Annotated in this window: 16 protein-coding genes; 2 read left to right on the top strand and 14 right to left on the bottom strand. The window is 72.3% G+C overall.

Annotated features, from left to right (window positions below):
- Positions 1-321 precede the first annotated feature (321 nt).
- From J2S22_RS08730 to J2S22_RS08665, 14 genes are all read right to left on the bottom strand, one after another.
- Entirely contained in the window at positions 322-1,413 is a 1,092-nt protein-coding gene (locus tag J2S22_RS08730; RefSeq protein WP_272778753.1) for a Bug family tripartite tricarboxylate transporter substrate binding protein, read from the bottom strand.
- A 154-nt stretch (positions 1,414-1,567) separates the two neighbouring features.
- Complete coding sequence (locus J2S22_RS08725) at positions 1,568-1,819, bottom strand: Rpo12/RPC10 RNA polymerase subunit family protein (RefSeq protein WP_272778752.1); 252 nt, start codon at positions 1,817-1,819, stop codon at positions 1,568-1,570.
- Positions 1,820-1,958: 139 nt separating this feature from the next.
- A complete protein-coding gene (locus J2S22_RS08720) occupies positions 1,959-3,119 on the bottom strand; it encodes a DSD1 family PLP-dependent enzyme (protein WP_272778751.1) in 1,161 nt (386 codons plus the stop codon).
- 18 nt (positions 3,120-3,137) lie between these two features.
- On the bottom strand, positions 3,138-4,427 hold the full coding sequence (locus tag J2S22_RS08715) for a hydantoinase/carbamoylase family amidase (protein WP_272778750.1): 1,290 nt from the start codon (positions 4,425-4,427) through the stop codon (positions 3,138-3,140).
- 271 nt (positions 4,428-4,698) lie between these two features.
- The gene (locus J2S22_RS08710; RefSeq protein ID WP_272776445.1) at positions 4,699-5,583 is read right to left on the bottom strand and encodes a polysaccharide deacetylase family protein; all 885 of its coding nucleotides are present in this window, start codon (positions 5,581-5,583) and stop codon (positions 4,699-4,701) included.
- A 150-nt stretch (positions 5,584-5,733) separates the two neighbouring features.
- Positions 5,734-7,257, bottom strand: coding sequence for an amidohydrolase family protein (locus J2S22_RS08705; protein WP_272776446.1), 1,524 nt, complete (start codon positions 7,255-7,257; stop codon positions 5,734-5,736).
- A gap of 36 nt (positions 7,258-7,293) precedes the next feature.
- The gene (locus J2S22_RS08700) at positions 7,294-8,025 is read right to left on the bottom strand and encodes a GntR family transcriptional regulator (protein WP_272776447.1); all 732 of its coding nucleotides are present in this window, start codon (positions 8,023-8,025) and stop codon (positions 7,294-7,296) included.
- Positions 8,022-8,843 carry an ABC transporter ATP-binding protein gene (locus J2S22_RS08695; RefSeq protein WP_272776448.1) on the bottom strand — a complete coding sequence of 274 codons (822 nt, stop codon included), beginning with the start codon at positions 8,841-8,843 and terminating at the stop codon, positions 8,022-8,024. Before J2S22_RS08695 ends, J2S22_RS08700 begins: the two co-directional genes overlap by 4 nt.
- A gap of 10 nt (positions 8,844-8,853) precedes the next feature.
- The gene (locus tag J2S22_RS08690) at positions 8,854-9,591 is read right to left on the bottom strand and encodes a cysteine hydrolase family protein (protein ID WP_272776449.1); all 738 of its coding nucleotides are present in this window, start codon (positions 9,589-9,591) and stop codon (positions 8,854-8,856) included.
- A gap of 20 nt (positions 9,592-9,611) precedes the next feature.
- Positions 9,612-10,421, bottom strand: a complete 810-nt coding sequence (locus tag J2S22_RS08685; protein WP_272776450.1) for an ABC transporter permease — start codon at positions 10,419-10,421, stop codon at positions 9,612-9,614.
- A 238-nt stretch (positions 10,422-10,659) separates the two neighbouring features.
- Complete coding sequence (locus tag J2S22_RS08680; protein ID WP_272776451.1) at positions 10,660-11,772, bottom strand: ABC transporter substrate-binding protein; 1,113 nt, start codon at positions 11,770-11,772, stop codon at positions 10,660-10,662.
- A 112-nt stretch (positions 11,773-11,884) separates the two neighbouring features.
- Positions 11,885-12,379 carry a (2Fe-2S)-binding protein gene (locus J2S22_RS08675; protein WP_272776452.1) on the bottom strand — a complete coding sequence of 165 codons (495 nt, stop codon included), beginning with the start codon at positions 12,377-12,379 and terminating at the stop codon, positions 11,885-11,887.
- A complete protein-coding gene (locus tag J2S22_RS08670) occupies positions 12,376-13,224 on the bottom strand; it encodes an FAD binding domain-containing protein (protein ID WP_272776453.1) in 849 nt (282 codons plus the stop codon). Before J2S22_RS08670 ends, J2S22_RS08675 begins: the two co-directional genes overlap by 4 nt.
- A complete protein-coding gene (locus J2S22_RS08665) occupies positions 13,221-15,608 on the bottom strand; it encodes a xanthine dehydrogenase family protein molybdopterin-binding subunit (RefSeq protein ID WP_272776454.1) in 2,388 nt (795 codons plus the stop codon). The genes J2S22_RS08670 and J2S22_RS08665 overlap by 4 nt, the downstream gene beginning before the upstream one ends.
- Positions 15,609-15,844: 236 nt before the next feature.
- Here J2S22_RS08665 and J2S22_RS08660 point away from each other — a divergent pair, with 236 nt between their 5' ends.
- Complete coding sequence (locus J2S22_RS08660; protein WP_272776455.1) at positions 15,845-16,231, top strand: hypothetical protein; 387 nt, start codon at positions 15,845-15,847, stop codon at positions 16,229-16,231.
- A gap of 335 nt (positions 16,232-16,566) precedes the next feature.
- The gene (locus tag J2S22_RS08655; protein WP_272776456.1) at positions 16,567-18,639 is read left to right on the top strand and encodes a methyl-accepting chemotaxis protein; all 2,073 of its coding nucleotides are present in this window, start codon (positions 16,567-16,569) and stop codon (positions 18,637-18,639) included.
- Positions 18,640-18,678 lie beyond the last annotated feature (39 nt).

Below are 18,678 nucleotides of genomic sequence, written 5' to 3'. Positions count from 1 at the left end.
CTCGGCACGCCGTGGGCCGAGGGCCCCGGTGGATGCGCAAAACGATCCCGGCGCGGCCGGCCTTGCGTCCGGCGAAGCTGGGATCGGACCGATGGTGGAGCGCAGCGGTGCGGCCCGGGGCCGGCTCGTTGCGCGACGGGGCCGGACCATAGGCAGGGCGGCCGGCCCGGTCAAGCCGGGAGGCGGCCGGCTCCGCCATGCCGTCGCGGGGCGCCGGCCAGGGGACGTGCATTCGGGGGCATGGACCTGAGGCGCATGGATTTGGGCGCATGCACGGGCGGGGACTCGCGGCCGCGCCGGGGCGTCGTCCCGGCCGCGGCGTCAGTTCGCCTTCGCGCCGGCCGCCCGGATGATCGGCCACCACCGCTCGATGTCGGCTTCGACCAGGGCGCCGAGCGCCTCGGGCGTCTGCTGCTCGCGCGGCGGCACGTCCTGGCCGAGGTCGGCGAGGCGCGCCCGCACGGCCGGGTCGGCGAGCGCGGCGACCGCGGCGGCGTTCAGCCGCTCGACGATCGGTCGCGGCGTCCCCCGGGGCGCGAAGATCGCGTTCCAGGTGCCGGCGTGGAAGCCGGGCAGGCCGGCCTCGTCGGCGCTCGGGATCTCCGGCGCCCCCCGCAGGCGGGTCGGGGCGGCGACCGCGAAGCACTTGAGCTGGCCGTCGCGGACCAGCGGCAGGGTGCCGGTCGGCGGCGTGAACAGGAGGTCGATCTGCCCCGACACCAGATCCTTCACGAAGGGCGTCGCGCCCCGGTAGGGCACCAGCACGGCCTCGGCCCCGATCATCTGGAGGAACAGCAGCGCCGCGACATGCGACGGGCTGCCGACGCCGGCCGTGCCGATCGACACCTTGCCGCCGCTCGCCTTCACCCAGGCGACCATGCCGGTCAGGTCGTCGGCCGGAAGCGTCGGCCGGGCGAGCACGAGCTGGGACGTGGTGGCGAGCAGCGCGACCGGCTCGAAGCTCGTCCGCACGTCGTAGGGCAGGGTGGTGGAGAGCGCGCCGTTGGCGACGTGCGCGCCCCAGTTCCCGACATCGATCGTGTAGCCGTCGGCCGGCGAGCGCGCGAGGCGACCGAGCGCGATGCTGCCGGCGCCGCCGCCGACATTGTCGATCACGATGGCCTGCCCGAGCTCCTGGCGCATCCGCTCCGCCACCAGGCGGGCGATCGAGTCGGTCGGCCCGCCGGCCGGGAACGGGACCAGCATCGTGATGGTCCGGTTCGGATAGTCCTCGGCGCCGGCCGGGCGCGGCCATGCCGCGCCGGCCACGGCCCAGGCCGCCGCCGAGCCGGCGAGGCCGAGCATGGTGCGGCGGGAGGCCGCCGGATGCGGGAAGACGTTCGTGGTCGACGCGGGAGACGGGACGCCGGCGGAAGCGCCCGGGCCGGCGGCGGGCAATCTGCGATCTGGCATGTGTCGACTCTGACGGGGGACAGAGACGCCAGTTCCAGCAAGCCGTGTGCCATGTCCGGGCCGGAGTCGTCTCCCGGCCGGGATCTTCGCCCGGCCGGAGTCGCCGCTCGGCGGGAGGCCGGGCCGGCGTGGCCCGTCGTTCCGGAACGCCCGATCAGCGCGGCTTCTGCCGCCGCTCCGCCATCTGCTGAACGCCGATCTCGTTCTTGCGGTAGAAGCCGCGATGGCCGCAGCGGCTGCAGCGGACCGAGAACTCGTCGACGATCGCCTCGAAGCGCTGCACCGTGTTGGCGGTGCCGCACTTGCCGCAGGCGACCACGCCGCGCGCCCAGGTCGACTTGCCGGAGCCCGACTTGCCGGGCGCCTTGCGGCTCGCCCCGAATGCATTGCTGGTGCTGAAAAACATCGGTCACGTCCTCTGGCCCGTCGCCGGCACTTCCACACCAAGCGGCGGGGGTCCGTAAAGGTCGTTCTTTCCGATGCGTTAACGGTTGACCGGCGGCGCCGGTGCAACCCGTCGGCCGGCGTCCGTCACGGTGCCGAGGTCACGCCGCCGCGGCGGGGCGCCGGCCGCGGGCGTCGACGGGCCAGACCTCGACCAGCCGGTCGCCGCGCACGCAGTGGATGGCGTCGTAATGCGCGATGGTCGGGTCGACGTGGGGCACGGTGCATTCCAGGACGGTGCCGAGCGCCGGCGCCGCCCTGCCGTCCGGCAAGGCGATGCGGCCGTGCTCGTCGCCGCTGAACTCGTAGGGCGCGCCGGCGAGCGGGCCGGAGGCGACGCGCGGGCGCGGGCCGTTGAGGGCGAAGGCCTTGGTGCCGCCGTCGGTCGTCACGCTGCCCGGCACGTTGGCGCTGGTCACCGCGACGGCGACGAACAGCGCCGGGCGGAACGGCCACGCCTCGCCGGGGGCGTATTCGATGCCGCCGTACTCGGCGTCCATGACGATGTAGGAGCCGGCCTGCAGCTCGGTGAACGGGCTGCCGGAGGCGTTCATGCGGTGCGTGCCGGTGCCGGCGCCGGTGACGATCGCCGGGGCGAGGTCGGCGGCCGTCAGCTCGCGCACCAGGTCGGCCACGCGGCCGTCGGCGGCCCGGGTCGCGGCGAGCCGTTCGGCGTGGTCGGCGATGTGCTGCAGGTGGCCGCCATAGGCCTGCACGCCGGCGAAGCGCAGCGCCCTCCACGACGCGATCTCGCGGGCGAGCCGCACGCCCTCGGCGACGCCGGCGACGCCGGTGCGGTGATGGCCGAGGTCGAGGTCGACCAGCACCCGCAGCGTCGCGCCGGCCGCCGTCGCGGCGGCGTCGAGCGCGGCGACGTTCTGCGGATGGTCGGCCACCACCATCACGTCGCCGCCCTGGGAGACCAGCTGCATCAGCCGGGCGATCTTGCCGTCGGTGACCAGCGGCGAGGTGATCAGCACGCCGGGCAGGCCGGCCGCGACCATCACCTCGGCCTCGTCGATGGTGGCGCAGCCGATGCCGAGCGCGCCGGCCTCGATCTGGCGCCGGGCGATGGTGCTGCACTTGTGGGTCTTGGCGTGCGGCCGCAGGCCGACGCCCGCCCTGCGGCAGGTCTCGGCCATCAGCGCCACATTGTGCTCGAAGGCGTCGAGGTCGAGCACCAGGGCCGGCGTGTCGATCCTTTCACGCGAGCCGGGGGTGCCGAGCAGAACGGTGGAACGGTCGGGGGCGGTCGGGGACATGAGAACCTCGGCGTCGGCTCAGGAGCCCGCATCAAAGCCACGAACGCAGGACTCCAGCAAGCGCACTGCGTCGGAAAAGTCGGCGAAGCGCATCGCCTCGTGCGGGTTGTGGCTGCCGTTCTGGTTGCGCACGAACAGCATGGCGGCCGGGATGCCGGCGGCCGCGAAGTCGCCGGCGTCGTGGCCGGCGCCGCTGGCGATGCGCGTGTGCGGGATGCCCAGCGCCGTCGCGGCGGCGGCGAGCCGTGCCTGCAGGCCGGCGTCCATGGCGATCGGCGGGTCGCGCGTCATCGGGCTGAAGGCGAAGGCGACTCCGCGCCGGGCCGCGATCTCCGCCGCGGTCGCCGTCAGCGCCGCGGCGATCCGGTCGAGCACCGCGTCGGAATGGCTGCGCGCGTCGAAGCAGGCGGTGACGAGGCCCGGGATGTTGGTGACGCCGTGCGCGGCCGGGTCGGTCGACACCTGTCCGAAGGTGAGGACGAGGTCGCCGCCGTCGCGCTCGATCTCCTCCCACAGCGCTTCCATGCGGCCGATCAGCTCGGCCGTCGCCATCACGGCGTCGCGCCGCATGGTTCGCGGGACGACGCCCGAATGGCCGGGCTCGCCGCGACAGACGATCTCGCGGCAGCGCACGTTTCCGCGGATGCCGGTGACCACGCCGACCGGGATCGCCTCGCCGTCGAGCACCGGGCCCTGCTCGATGTGCAGCTCCAGATAGGCGGCGACGCGATCGAGGTCGATCAGCGGCCGGCCGGCGCGCAGCGGCGCGAGATCGGCGCCGGCCTCGCTCATGTGGTCGGCGAGGCTGCGCCGCGTGTCGATGCGCCGCGCGCTGTCGAGCGCGCCACCGAGCAGGCCGAGGGCGGCGCGGCTGCCGACATGCTGGGCCGCGAACCAGGCGTTCTCCTCGCTGCGCAGCGCCAGCACGGTGACGTCGCGCGCCGGCACGACGCCGTCGGCCCGCAGCGCGGCGACGCAGGCGAGCCCGGCCAGCACGCCGGCGAGGCCGTCGAAATTGCCGCCCTGCGGCACCGAATCGAGATGCGAGCCGATCAGCAGCGCCGGCTTCTGCCGGTCGGCGCCCGGCAGCGTCATGTGCAGGTTCAGCGCCGCGTCGACCCGGATGTCGAGCCCGAGCGCCCGCGCCTCGCGCGCGACGATGTCGTGGGCGAGCTGCTCGCCCGGGCCGTAGGCCGCCCGCGTGACCCCGACGCCGTCGAAGGTCTTTGCGCGGATCTCGTCGAACAGCTCTTGGGAGCGATCGAGGACGGCGGCGAGGGACGACGAGTGATCGTTGGACTCAGGCACCTTGCGAACCCGTGGAATGTGATCTGCTCACCGACTTGCTCACGCTGACCGCGGACGTGGCCTTGCGAGGGACGCTCCTTACCCTCTCCCGTGGGAAAAGGGTCGGGCGCGAGCGCAGCTCGCGACCGGGGAGAGGGGCGTAGGTGCCGATGGAGGCCTCGGCACCCCCTCACCCGGAGTTCGCGCTGGAGCGCGAACTCCGACCTCTCCCCGCTGGGGAGAGGTGAATCGTGCGTGCGACTCGCTCCCGGCGACCCACGACCGATTTGGCTCACCCCGCCTGCTGCGCCAGATACCAGTCGAGCAGCTGGCTGCCGTTGACGAACACCGTGTCGGGGCGCGCCTTCAGCTCGTCGATCACCTCGATCAGGTGGTTGATGCGGTGCGACACGCCGGAGAGATGGGGATGCAGCGGGATCGGCAGCACGCGCGGCTGGCCGGTCTCGCGGGTCTCGCGCTCGAAGGTCTTGATCGCCTCGCGGATGCGCAGCTTCATCTCGTCGGAGGCGTGCTTCTCGATGGCGAAGATCACGCTGTCGTTGATGTCGAGCCCGTAGGGCAGCGAGACCATGTCGCCGTGCCTGGTCGTGAGCTTGGTCGGGATGTCGTCGATCACCCACTGGGTCACGTATTCGACGCCGGCGGCGCGCAGGTGGTCGAGCGTGTCGAAGGTCTCCGACCAGCCCGGGCTCATCCAGCCGCGCGTCGTCTTGCCGGTGAAGCTCTCGAGCTTGTCGAGCGCGGCGCGGATCTGGGTCGCCTCGTCGGTCTCGCCGCCCTGCGCGAGCTGGCGCATGCCGTGGCCGACGAACTCCCAGCCGGCGTCCCGCATCGCCGCGGCGAGCCGGGGGTAGACGTCGACGACGTTGGCGTTGATCGGCGCGCTCACCGGGATGCCGCGGTCGCCGAACAGCTTCAGGAGCCGCGGCATGCCGGCGCGGTTGCCGTATTCCGACCAGCAGAAGTTCGGCAGGTCCGGGACGTGATAGCGGCCGTGCGGCGGGATCACGATGTGGCGCGGCGTCGGCTGGTCGTAGGGCCAGTACTCGACGTTGACGAGAATGTGGACGATCAGCGTCTTGCCGTCGAACGGCTTCAGCTTCGGCGCGTCGCTGGTGAGGCGGAACGGGGCGCGGGGATTCGAGGCGGTGGACATCGTGGGCTCCTCGGGGGCGTGTCGAGATCTACACTCGTCGCGTTCGGTCCAGGCTCCGCTCATCCCAGCGCAAGCGGGGATCCAGGGCGTCGTGCTTCGTCGCCCCTGGGTCCCCGCCTTCGCGGGGACGAGCGGAATTCTTTGGCGGGCTCATGTCTCTGTCCGGTCACTCGGACGGCGCGGGACGGCGACGCGCTGGTAGTGGCTGCACAGGTGGCCGCGCAGCCGCGCCGCGTAATCGCGGTTCGCCGGATCCTTCGGCCGGCGCGCGCCCTGGGCCGACGCGACCGCGGCCGCCTCGATCTCGGCGAGGTCTTGGCCGACGAGCGAGCCGTCGCGGAAGACGATGCGGCCGTCGATCATGGTGAGGCGCACGTCGGTGCCGTGGGCGCGCGCGATCACGGCCTCCATCAGCGGCATGTCGGGCTCGATCCACGGTGCTCGGGTGCGCGTCAGCGACAGGGCGATCAGGTCCGCGGCGCGGCCCGGCGCCAGCGTGCCGGTGTCGGGCGAAAAGCCCGCCGCGACGGCGCCGTTGGTGGTCGCCATGGCGAGGAGCTGGTCGGTGGAGGGCGGCGCCGGCCCGTTCCAGTCCGGCTCGCGGGCGAGCAGCCCGGCGAGGCGCAGCTCGGCCAGCAGATCCTCGTCGTCCTGCATGGCGCAGTTGTCGGTGCCGACCGCGAGCCGCACGCCGGCGGCCAGATAGCGCGACACCGGGGCGATGCCGTTGCGCATGCGCACGTTGCAGCCGGGATTGCGCACCACGGTGGCGCCGGTGCGCGCCATGATCGCCATGTCGGCCTCGCTCGGCCACACGCCGTGCGCCACCACGGTGCGCGGCCCCATGGCGCCGAGCGCGTCCAGCCGCGCGAAGACGCCTTCGGGATAGAGCTCCGTCGCGGCGTCGCGCTGGGCCGGCGACTCGAGCGCGTGGAACTGCAGGCCGAGCCCCTTGTCGTTGGCATCGCGGGCGAGCGCCGCCCACAGCGCGTCCGACACCCATTGCGGCCCGGCCGGGCCGTAGCACAGCCGCACCCGCGGATGCGTGCCGTAGTCGGCGAGCAGCCGATCCATCAGCGCGATCGTGCCCTCGGCGTCGCCCGCATAGGCCTTGGCGCCGGGCCTCGACAGCCAGTCGCGCAGCGCGTCGGGCAGGCCGGCCATGAAGCAGGCCTCGTGCGGCGGATAGACGGTGGCCCCGCGGTCCATGGCGCCGACCGCCATGGCGACGCGCAGCCCGACGGCGTCGTAGGCGGCGAGCTGCGCCCGGACCTCGCCCTCGTAGTCGCCGGTGCCGTAGGAGTAGTTGGCGTGGACCGTCGCCGTGACGCCCTGCATCACCATGCGGGCGGCGGCCAGGCGGGTGATGGCGAAGGAATCGAGGATGCCGCGGCCGCGCCGGCCGGCGATCCAGGTCTCCAGATAGTCGTCGTGATAGCCGAGCTGGATCTGGCTGAGCCCGCGGCCGTGCTGATGCGCGTTGACCAGGCCGGGCATCACCAGGCAGTCGGGCAGCGCGATCGTCTCCGCGTCGGGGAAGCGGGCCGCCAGCACCTCCGGCGTGTCGATCGCGGCGATGCGCGAGCCGGCCACCACGACGGCGGCGCCGCTTCGCAGCGTGTCGGCGGAGGGGCCGGGCAGAACGAGTTCGGGAACCAGGACGACGGCACTCAAGGGATCGACTCCCGGAACGGCGGGGCGGGACGCGGCTCAGGCGGCGGGATCGGCAGCGGCCGGCGTGGCGGCCTGCGGCGGTCGTGAGAAATACTCGGCCATCACGCGGCGGATGCCGTCGAGATGATCGTGCAGGAGGCTCTGGGCCACCGCCACGTCCCCGTTGCGGCAGGCGTCGAGGATGCGGCGGTGCTCGATGTTGGAGACGCGCGAGCGGTCGATCAGCGCCATGTGCAGGCGCACGCAGCGGTCGACGTGGATGTGCAGCGTCTCCAGGATCTGCAGCGCCACCTCGCGGCCGGACGGCGCGTAGAGGGCGCGGTGGAACTGCCAGTTGAGCCGGCCGAGCTGCTCGGTGCCGCGCTGGTCCATCTCGCCGACCAGCCGCTCCGCCTCGTCGAGATCGGCGCGGGTCTGGTGCGGGATGGCGCCGGCCAGCACCTGCGGCTCCAGGGCCAGGCGCGTCTGGTAGATGTCCTCGATCTTCTCGGGCGACACCGTGGTGACGATCGCGCCGCGCCGCGGCAGCATGGTGACGAGGCCCTGGCCCTCCAGCTTGGAGAGCGCCTCGCGCAGCGGGATCTTGCTGATGCCGAGCTCGGCCGCGACGTGGTCCTGGCGGATCGGCGCGCCCTCGGCCAGCGTGCCGCGCACGATCGCCTCGCGCAGGATGCGGGTGATCAGCTCGACCGTGGAGGGGGAGCGGCCGCCGCATTCGTGCGCGAGCGTGGCGAGGGACGGCGCGGGAGCGGGCATCTGCGGGGTCATGCCCGTTGATACCCCTCCTCGATCTTCCGGCGCAAGAAGCCGCAGATCTCGTTGAACTCGGCGGTCTCCTGCATCTCCATGCGGCGCGGCCGCGGGAACGGGATGCGCACGTCGTGGGAGATCACCGAGGGGCGGCGGCTCATCACCAGCACCCGGTCGGCCAGGTACACGGCCTCGCGGATCGAGTGGGTGATGAAGATCGCGGTCTTGTGGTAGCGGTCCCAGAGATCGGCCAGCGCCGCGTTCATGTCGTCGCGCGAAATGGCGTCGAGCGCCGAGAACGGCTCGTCCATCAGCAGCAGCTTCGGGTCGTTGATCAGGCCGCGGCAGATGGCGACGCGCTGGCGCATGCCGCCGGAGAGCTGGCGCGGCCGCTTGTCGCGGAAGTCCCACAGGCCGACCAGCTCCAGGAGCTCGCGGGCGCGGTCGAGATGGTCGCGGGTGCGGCCGTGCTCCAGCCTGATCGGGAACAGCACGTTGTCGAGCACGCTCTTCCACGGCAAGAGCGTCGCGTCCTGGAACACGTAGCCGAAGTCCCCCCGCGGCGCCGTGACCTCGGTGCCGTCGACCCGGATGTGTCCGGCGCTGGTGGTCTCCAGGCCGCCGATCATCATCATCAGGGTGCTCTTGCCGCAGCCGCTCGGCCCCAGCACGGCGACGAACTCGCCGGACGTCACGGAGAAGTCGGCGAGGCTGACGGCCTCGACGGCGCCGCCGGCGGTCTCGTAGATCTTCTGCACCCGCTGGACGCTCATGTAGGGCGGCGCGTCGGTGGCCGGGGCCGGGCCGGAGGCGGCGGCGGAGATCGCGGCGTCCATGATCGCCTCCTCAGCGGCCGGGCACGGCGGGCGCGCCCGCGAGCGCGCCGCAGACGGCGTCCGTCGTCGTCACCCAGCCCAGGAACCTTTCCACGTTGAACACCGTCGCCTCGAAGATGCTCGGGTCGCCGGCCTGCAGGGTCGCGTCCTTGACCATCACGGCGAAGAACTCGCGGTGATAGGCGTCCCGGATGGTCGATTCGACGCACACATTGGTGTTGACGCCGACCACCACGAGATTGCGGATCGCGCGTGCGCGGAGAACCATTTCCAGATTGGTGCCCGCGAAGCCGCTGTAGCGCGCCTTGGTGACGACGATGTCGGAGGGCTGCGGCGCCAACTCCTCGACGATCCCAAAGTCCCAGGCGCCTTTGGTGATCAGCCTGCCGCGGTGCGACGGGTTCGCCCGCATGAACTTCAGCGGGTTCGACTTGTGGTAGACGGGCGACGAGGCGGGGCCGGCCTCCTTCAGCTCGGGGTCGAAGCCGTTCTGCAGATAGACGATCTGCACGCCGGCTTTCCGCGCGGCGCCGATGGTTTTCCGCACCGCTTCGATCACTGGCGCCGAGCCCGACACGTCGAAGCCGACGAGGTCGAGATAGCCGCCCTTCGACAGGTAGGCGTGCTGCATGTCGACGACGATCAGGGCCGTCTCGACGAGATCGATCTCCAGCGGCTCCGGCGTGGTCGGCAGCACGACCGTGCGGGCACCGTCGCGGACGACCGAGGAGGCGTGAGGGGCCGGCATGGGGGACTCCGTGGTGTCGGTCAGGCGCCGAAGCGGTTGCGGGTCACGGTCTCGGCGATGGCGACGAGGCCGTAGAAGACGAGGCCGAACGCGCACAGCACCAGGATGGCGGCGAGGATCAGGGCGGTCTCGGCCTGGGCCGAGGCGAACAGGATCAGGTAGCCGAGGCCGGCCTGCGACGTGATGAACTCGCCGACGATGACCCCGATGATGGCGAAGGTGGTCGCGATCTTCATGCCGCTGAACACGTAGGGGATGGCGTGCGGCAGCCGCACCTCGCGAAACGTCTGCCACTCGCTGGCGCGCAGCGCCCGGCACAGCCGCAGGAGGTCGCGGTCGACATTGTCGAGGCCGGCCAGCGTCGCGATCACCACGGGGAAGAAGCTGATGAACACCGAGAAGGCGAGGCGCGACTGCGAGCCGATGCCGAGCCAGACGATGAACAGCGGCGCCAGCGCGATCTTGGGGATGAGCTGGAACAGCACCACGTTCGGGTAGAGCGCCTCGCGCAGAATCTTCGAGGAGCTGAGCAGGCCGGCGAGCGCGATGCCGAGCACCGAGGAGACCGCGAAGGCGATGACGCTCTCCCAGATGGTCGGGATCGCGTGCTTGAGCAGCAGCGGGAAGAACAGCTCCTGCAGCCGCGCCACGATCATCGAGGGCGGCGGCAGCAGCACGGGCGAGACGTCGAGCACCCGCACCGCCGTCTCCCAGGCGACCAGCACGACGAGCGCGGCGGCGACCGGCAGCAGGATCTGCCGCAGCGTGCCGGCCAGCACGCCGGTGGGGAGGAGGGGCTTCTTGCGGGCGCCGGTGTCGATCGCGGTCATGAGCTTGTCCCTTGCACGGCGGATACGACCGTGTGTCGCGCGTGGCGGTTGTCCACCCTCTCCCAAAAGGAGGCTTTCATGATCCGTCATTCCGGGGCGCGCCGAAGGCGCGAACCCGGAATCCAGCACTGGACTCGGAATTCCTGGCTGGATTCCGGGTTCGGCGCTACGCGCCGCCCCGGAATGACCAGGTCATGCCGAGCCGCCGCCGGGGAGAGGTGAAGAACGGTGCCTCGCCTCACCCCAGGAGCTTGGCGTAGTCGGCGGTGTTCTTCTTCACCGCCTCCCACTCGGGCTTGGTCAGGTTCACCTTGCCGACGAACTGGTTGGTCGCGAACTTCTGCGGGTCGGGGCGCGTCGCGTCCTTGGGGGCGGCGTATTTCATCACGAGGTCGAACATCGGGCCGAGCTTGCCCATGTCGGTCCAGCCGAGCGTGTGGTCGATCGCCTCGGGACGCAGCGTCATCAGCTGGGCGAGGCCCTGCGACAGCTCGGCGTTCTCGCGGCCGCCCTTGGTCAGGCCGACCTCGGGGACCAGCGCGACGAACTCGTCGATCGCCTTCTTGGGCTCGCGCAGCGTGAACGCGTAGGACTCGAGGATGGCGTCGACCATCGCCTGGCAGAGCTTCGGCTTCTGCTCCAGCACCTCCTGCCGGGTGACGATCTGGGCGGCGTAGAGCTCGACGCCGACCTTGCTCCACAGGTCGAAGCGCGGCGTCACCCCCTGGGCGACCATCACGGGCAGGCTGGACGAGCCGATCGCCGTGATGGCGTCGACCTGCTTGTCGATCAGCACGCGCTCGATCACCTTGCTGTCGACCTGGACGAGCTGCACCTTCGAGGCGTCGATGCCGGCGGCGGCCGCGTAGGCCGGCCAGAACGGCGCCTCGGCCGAGGTCGGCACGATGCCGAGCTTCTTGCCCTCCAGATCCTTCGGCGCCTTGATCGGCGAGGTCTGGAGCAGCGCCGTGCCCATCATGGCGTCGTAGTAGATGGTGGCGAGGGTGACCAGCGGCAGGCCGCGCGCCGCGGCGAGAATCGTGCCGCCGGCGAACACCACGCCGAAGTCGAACTGCTTGTTGGCGACCGCCTGGGCGGCGGCGACCGAGCCGAAGCCGCGGGCGACCTCGACGTCGACGCCGCGCGACGAGAAGTAGCCGAGCTTCTTGCCGACCATCGGCCAGTAGTTCGAGCCGTTGGCGATCCACGGCAGCGTCAGCTTCACGGCCTCGCGCGTCTGGGCGCGGGCGCCGGCGCCCAGCATGGCGGCGGCCGGAAGGCCGGCCGCGAGGGCGGCGCCGCCCTGCAGGAGCCGGCGGCGGGAGAGGGGGCGAGAGGTGGTCGAAGCCATCGTGGTCTCCTCGTGTGCACGCCCCGCGGGCCGGCCGGCTCCGGCGCCCGGGTCGCTCGATGACGCCGCCCTCCGGCGGACGCCGCTCATCGCGCCGCTTCCGGCGCGAATCTCATTCCGCCGCGATCGCCGCGGCCCGGGCCGTGTCGCCGTGCTCGTCCATCGCGGCCGCGACGGCGGCGACGATGCCGGCATAGCCGGTGCAGCGGCAGATGTTGCCGGCGAGCCCCTGGCGCAGCGCGGCCTCGGAGAGCGCGCCCTTGCGGCGGATCAGGTCGTGCGCCGTGATCAGCATGCCGGGCGTGCAGTAGCCGCACTGCAGGCCGTGATGGGCGCGGAACGCCTCGCGCAGCCGGTCCATCAGGGCGTCGCCCTCGAAGCCTTCGAGCGTCGTCACGGCGGTGCCGTCGAGCGCCACCGCCAGCGTGATGCAGGAGCGGGCGATCTTGCCGTCGATCAGCACCGTGCAGGCGCCGCAGACGCCGTGCTCGCAGCCGAGATGCACGCTGGTGCAGCGATGCTCGCCGCGCACCAGGTCGGCCAGCGAGGTGCGCGGCTCGACGTCGGCCGTGATCGCCTCGCCGTTGAGCGTGAAGGAGACTTTCATGACACCCCCAGGGCCTGCGTGGCGGCGCGCAGGATCGTGGTCTCGACCATGATGGCCTCGTGCGGCTCGAAGGGCCGGTCGCCGCGGGCGAGATCCTCGGCCACGGCGACGCGCAGCGCCGCCTCCAGCGCGTCGGTCCAGCGCGGTGCGCCCCGCAGCGCCGCGGCCGTCGCCGTGCAGGCGAGCGGCGTGCGGCTCGCGGCGCCGAGCACCACGCTCGCCCGGTCGCGCGCCGGATCGAGAATCACGGCGCCGATCGTGAGGCCGTACTCGCCGCTGCGGCGCGTCACCTTGTAGTAGCCCCAGGTCGCGTCGCGCGACGTCTTCGGCACGACGATGCGGACCAGCAGCTCCTGGTCGGTCATCGCGGTGAAGTAAGGGGCGAGGAACATGTCGGGCGCCGCGACCTCGCGCTCGCCGTCGGGGCCGCGGATCACGAAGCGGGCGCCGAGCGCCAGCAGCGTCGTCACCCAGTCGGCCGAGGCGTCGGCGAGCGAGGCGCTGCCGCCGATGGTGCCGCGGTTGCGCACCGCCCGGTAGGCGATGCCCGACGCGACGTGGCGCATCAGGCCGGCGGCCGGCTCCGGCGCCTCGCCGTCCTCGATCTCGCCATGGGTCACGCAGGCGCCGAGCGTCACCGCGTCTGCCGTCTCGCCGCGCTCGCGCAGCTCGGCGACCTTGGAGATGTCGACGACGCGCGGAAACGTCGCGAGCCGCAGGTTCAGCATCGGCACCAGCGACTGGCCGCCGGCCATCACCCGCACGCCGGCCTCGGCGTCGGCCAGCGCCGCCAGCGCGTCGGGCACGTCCGTGGCGCGGGCGTAGTCGAACGGCATCGGCTTCATCGGGCGCGCTCCGTGCGGGCGTCGTGCAGCGCCGTGAGGATCCGCTTGGGCGTGATCGGCGTCTCGTTCAGCTCGACGCCGAGCGGGCGCAGCGCGTCGTTGACGGCGTTGAGGATGGCGGCCGGGGCCGCGATGGCGCCGCCTTCGCCCATGCCCTTGATGCCGTAGGCCGTGAACGGCGACGGCGTCTCCAGATGGGCGATCCGCACGGTCGGCACCTCCGGCGCGCCCGGCACCAGATAGTCGGCGAACGTGGAGGCGAGCGGCTGGCCACCGGAGTCGTAGGGGCTCTCTTCCAGGAGCGCGTTGCCGATCCCTTGCGCGACGCCGCCCTGCACCTGGCCCTCGACGATCATCGGATTGACCATGGTGCCGCAGTCGTGCGCCACCGCGTACTCGAGGATCTCGACCAGCCCGGTGCCGGTGTCGACCGCCACCACCACGGCATGGGTCGCATAGGCGAAGGCGCCGGTGCCGGAGAGCGGCTGGAACGTCGTCGTCTCGTCGAGGCACGGCTCCTCGCCGGCGGGAAGATTCTCCGGATGCAGGAAGGCGGCGTCGGTGACGGACTTCAATGGCACGCTGCGGGCGCCGGCGACGGCGCAGTTGCCCGCGAGCGTCACCTCGTCCGGCTTCACCTGGAGGAGATGCGCGGCGATGCGCTTCACCTTCTCGGCGAGCTGGCGGCTGGCGCGGCCGACGGCGCCGCCCGCCATTACCATGCTGCGCGACGCGAAGGTGCCCATGCCGTAGGGCGAGACCGCGGTGTCGCCGTGCCGCACCACCACGTCGGCCGGATCGACGCCGAGCTCTTCCGCCGCGACCTGGGCCAGCGTCGTCTCCAGGCCCTGGCCGTGATTCTGGATCGCCGCCTCGATGATCAGCTTGCCGTCCGGCGTGAACCGCACCGTCGCGGTCTCGTAGCCGAACACCTCGGTGAGGCCGCGGGCGATCCACTCGTCGGTGCCGTGCGCGGTCTGCTCGGTGTAGCTCGCGAAGCCGAGGCCGATGAAGCGCGGCCCCTTGCCGTTCTCGCGCGTCTGGCGGGCCCGCACCGCCGGCACGTCGATCATGGCGGCGGCCTGCCGCACGCTCTCGGCGTAGTCGCCGCTGTCGAACAGCTTGCCGGTGACGGTGCGGTACGGCATCTGCTCGGGCCGCACCATGTTGTCGATGCGCACCGCGTGCGGCTCGCGTCCGACCGCCCGGGCGATCTCGTCGACGAGACGCTCCAGCGTGAAGCAGGCGCTCGGTCGGCCGACGCCGCGATAGGGGCCGAGCGGCGCCTTGTTGCTCACCACGGTGACGCCGCGGCCCCGGTAGGCCTCGATGGCGTAGGGGCCGGTCAGGATGCCGGCCACCATGTTGGCCTCCATGGCGGCGGACCACGGCCAGATCGAATAGGCGCCGGCATTCACCACGGCCTCGGCCTCGAGGCCCAGGATCCGGCCCTGCGCATCGGCATGCGCGGTCAGGCGCACGCGGTGCTCGCGCGCCTGCGGCGAGGCGATCAGGTGCTCGCGGCGATCCTCGGTCCAGCGGATCGGGAATTTCAGGCGGCGCGCCAGTGCGGCGATCGCCACCTCCTCCTGCTGCAGGTTGTTCTTCACCCCGAAGCCGCCGCCGACGTCGGGGGCGACGACGCGCAGCTGATGCTCCGGCACGCCGATCAGCTTGGCCAGCACGGTCCTGATCACGTGCGGCTGCTGCGTGGAGGAGTACACCACCAGCTCCTGCAGGCGCCTGTCCCACCAGGCCATCACGCCGCGGCCTTCGAGCGAGACGACGCATTGGCGCGCCATCCGGAATTCTCGCGAGACCGTCACGGCCGCGGCCTTCGCGGCCGCGTCGAGGTCGCCGCCGCCGGGCGTCGAGACGAAGCAGATGTTGTCGGGCCAGCCGTGCAGGCTCGGGCTCGCCGGATCGAGCGCCTGCTCGATCTCGACCACGGGCGGCAGCTCGTCGAAGTCGACGACGATCTCCTGGGCCAGATCCTCGGCCTCGGCCCGGGTGGCGCCCAGGCAGATGGCGATCGGCTCGCCGACGAACCGCACCGTGTCGGCGGCGAGCGCCGGATAGTCGGACCCGCGGAAGCCGGGCGAGGTCAGCACGGCGCGCACGGGGTGGATGTCGCCGAGGTCCTTCAGCAGGAAGACGCGCCCCTCGGCGCCCTCGGGAATCGCGATCGCGCGGATGCGGGCATGGGCGACGGGCGAGCGCAGGAAGGCGATCTCGCGGGTGCCCGGGACGTCGAGGTCGGCCAGATACTCGCCGTGGCCGGCGAGGAAGCGGCCGTCCTCGTTGCGCAGCACCCGGTCGCCGATGCAGCCCGGGCGCGGCGCCGTGACGGCGGCGAGGGCAGGCGGGGCGGAGGTGAGGGACACGCGGCAGCTCCGTGCGATAAATCGTATACGATATACGCATACGCTGGAGCACCTCGGGTCCGCGACGTGCAATTTTATGCATCAGCCGCCAAAACTGCGGAAATTCCGGGCAGTAGCCCGCCGGCGTGGCGCGGGCGCAGGCGGCCGGTGTGATCTTGCCGTTGGACGCGGGCGGCGGCGGGCGGCACACTGAGGCCGCGAGCGGCCGGGACCCGCCCGCTCGTAAGGGAGCGGTAATGCCGCTCCGCTACACCGGGCTCGAACCGGAGGATGCCCCGATGCGCCTGTCGCCGCTCGTGCTCGCCTTTTCTGCCCTGGTCCTCGCCGGCGCCGCGTCGGCGTCCGACCAGGTCCCGACCTTCGACGTGCGGCCGAGCTGCCGTGGCGGCTCCGACACCGAGGCGGCGCTGAAGAGCTGCCTGCAATCCGAGGAGGACGCCCGCAAGCAGCTGGTCGCCGGCTGGAGCAAGTGGCCGGCGAAGCAGCGGCAGGCCTGCGTCGCCGAGGCCGGCCGCGAAGAGCCGAGCTATGTCGAGATCCTGACCTGCCTGCAGATCGACAGCGAGCTGAAGACGCTGCCGAAGGAGAATCTCGACCTCGGCCCGCTCCGCAAGATCGACTGATACCAACGGCCTCCGGCACTGACTCTCACCGTCACCCCGAGGTGGCTGCGCATGCGCAGCCCTCGAAGGGCGACGGCATCGATCTCGGGCTTGCCCGAGATCGACACCATTGAAGCCCAAGTCGGTGACGCCGACTTGGGTGGTGGCATCCTTCGAGGCTCGCCTTCGGCGAGCGCCTCGGGATGACGGGTCACGGTTCAGGGCCGTTGGTATGATCCGGCCGGTCGCCGGTTCGGAACGCCTGCGTGCGGGCGGCGGCCTCGGCGTCGAGCATTAGCCTTATTTTACCAAAGTCCGGCGATGATGCGCCCCCGTAACGTCTACGGGGCGAGGTCATGGCGGCGCGGTCGGTCGGAACACTTCTCACATCGGTGCTGGCGCTCCTGGCGGCCGGCGTGCTGGTCAGCACCGGCCAGCGGATGGTCGCCGCCGTCACCCAGTATCGCGACAGCGGCGAGGCGCAGACGCTCGCCGCCGCCGACAAGACGATCTTCGAGGCGATCCGGGCCATTCGCAGCCAGCGTGGCACCGCCACGACGGCCCTGATCGCCGAGGACAATCCCACGCCGAAGCTCGAGGCGCTGCAGCGGAGCGCGAACGCCCAGTACGAGGCGACCATCGCGGCCATCGCCACCATCGACGTCCCGGATCGCGACGCCCTGGGCGCGGCGATCACCCGCGAATGGAAGATCGCGACGTCGCGTTACCCGCTGCTGCTCGACGAGGCCAGGCGGCCCCGGCAGGAGCGCGACCTCAAGCGGACCATGGCCTGGCAGGACGCGCGCGGCGTCTTCGAGCAGCTCAACCATGCGTCCAGCGCGGTGTCGAACCGCGCCCGGATGAACCACCCGCTGGTCGGCGAGATGGTGCAGGTGCGGCGCTTCGCCTGGCAGGCGCGCGACCGCTACGGCCTGCAGTGCTCGCTGCTGCGCGGCAACGTCAACACCGGCCAGCCGACGAGCGAGGCCCAGAAGATCCTGCACGGCCAGCACCGGGCGATCGTCGCCGCGGGCCTCGCCGGGATCGACGAGCTGCTCGCCCGGCCGGGCGCGCCCCCCGCCGTGACCGAGGCCTTCCGCACCGCCCGCGCCGGCATCGACGCCGCCAACAAGAAGATCGACCAGGTGGTCGCGAAGCTCGGCGCCGGCACCGGCGCCGTGATGCCGCCGGCCGAATGGACCGCCACCTGCCAGGCGCCGTTCGACTCGATCGTCCGGGTGGCGATCCTGGCGCTCGACGAGGCGATCGCCCAGGGCGACCGCGACCGCAGCGCCGCCCTGACCAATCTGGTCGTCCAGTCGGCCGCCTTCGCGGCGGCGCTGGCGATCGCCGTGTTCGGCTGGATCGTGGTGCGGCGCCGCTTCGCCGCCCCGGTGCGGGAGCTGCTCGTCGCCATCGGCCGGCTGCGCGAGCGCGACTTCGCGACGCCGGTGCCGCCGCCGGCCCACCAGGACGAGTTCGGCGCCATGGCGGTCGCGCTGGAGAATCTGCGCGAGTCCGCCGCGACGGCCGATCGGCTCGCCGCCGAGAACGAGGCGTCGCAGCGCGCCCAGCTCGCCCGCGCCGGCACCATCGACACGGCCTGCGAGAGCTTCGACAGCACGGCGAAGTCGGTGATCGAGAGCCTCGGCCGCTCGGCCGGCGCGCTGCGCGACACCGCGAACGCCATGCGCTCGATCGCCGGCCGGTCGAGCCAGGAGGCCGCCGCCGTCTCGGCCGCGGCCGAGCAGGCGACATTGAACGTCCAGGCCGTCGCCGCGGCGACCGAGGAGCTGTCCAACTCGGTGGTCGAGATCTCGCGCCAGGTCCAGTCGAGCGCCGCCGGGGCGCGCGACGCCGTGGTGCAGGCGGAACAGACCAACGCCACCGTCGACGCGCTCGCCGAGTCGGCGAAGCGGATCGGCACCGTGGTCGAGCTGATCACCCAGATCGCCGGCCAGACCAACCTGCTCGCGCTCAACGCCACCATCGAGGCGGCGCGCGCCGGCGACGCCGGCAAGGGCTTCGCCGTGGTCGCTCAGGAGGTCAAGCGGCTCGCCGGCCAGACCGCCCAGGCGACCGACGACATCGCCCGCCAGGTGGCCGAGATCCAGGGCGCGACCGAGACGGCGGTCGCGGCGATCCGCTCGATCGCCGGCACCATCGGCGGCATCGACGAGAAGATGACGGCGATCGCCGCCGCCGTGGAGGAGCAGGGCGCCGCCGCGCAGGAGATCACCCGCAACATCCAGCAGGCCTCGACCGGCACCCAGGCCGTGACCCGCACCATCGGCAACGTCGCCGCGCTGAGCCGCGAGACCGGCACGGCGAGCGACGCCGTGCTGCAGTCGGTCGAGACGGTGGCGGCCGACGCCGACCACCTGAGCGGCGACGTCGAGCGCTTCCTCGGCCGCGTCCGGGCGAGCTGACGGGCGGCGACGGCCGGGCGACCAGCCCGGCCCGACCCG

Origin of the sequence: Rhodoplanes tepidamans (assembly GCF_030813915.1) — a bacterium.
Lineage (GTDB): Bacteria > Pseudomonadota > Alphaproteobacteria > Rhizobiales > Xanthobacteraceae > Rhodoplanes > Rhodoplanes tepidamans.
The sequence above is the reverse complement of the archived record's forward strand: the minus strand, read 5'-3'. Positions and strand labels throughout refer to the sequence as shown.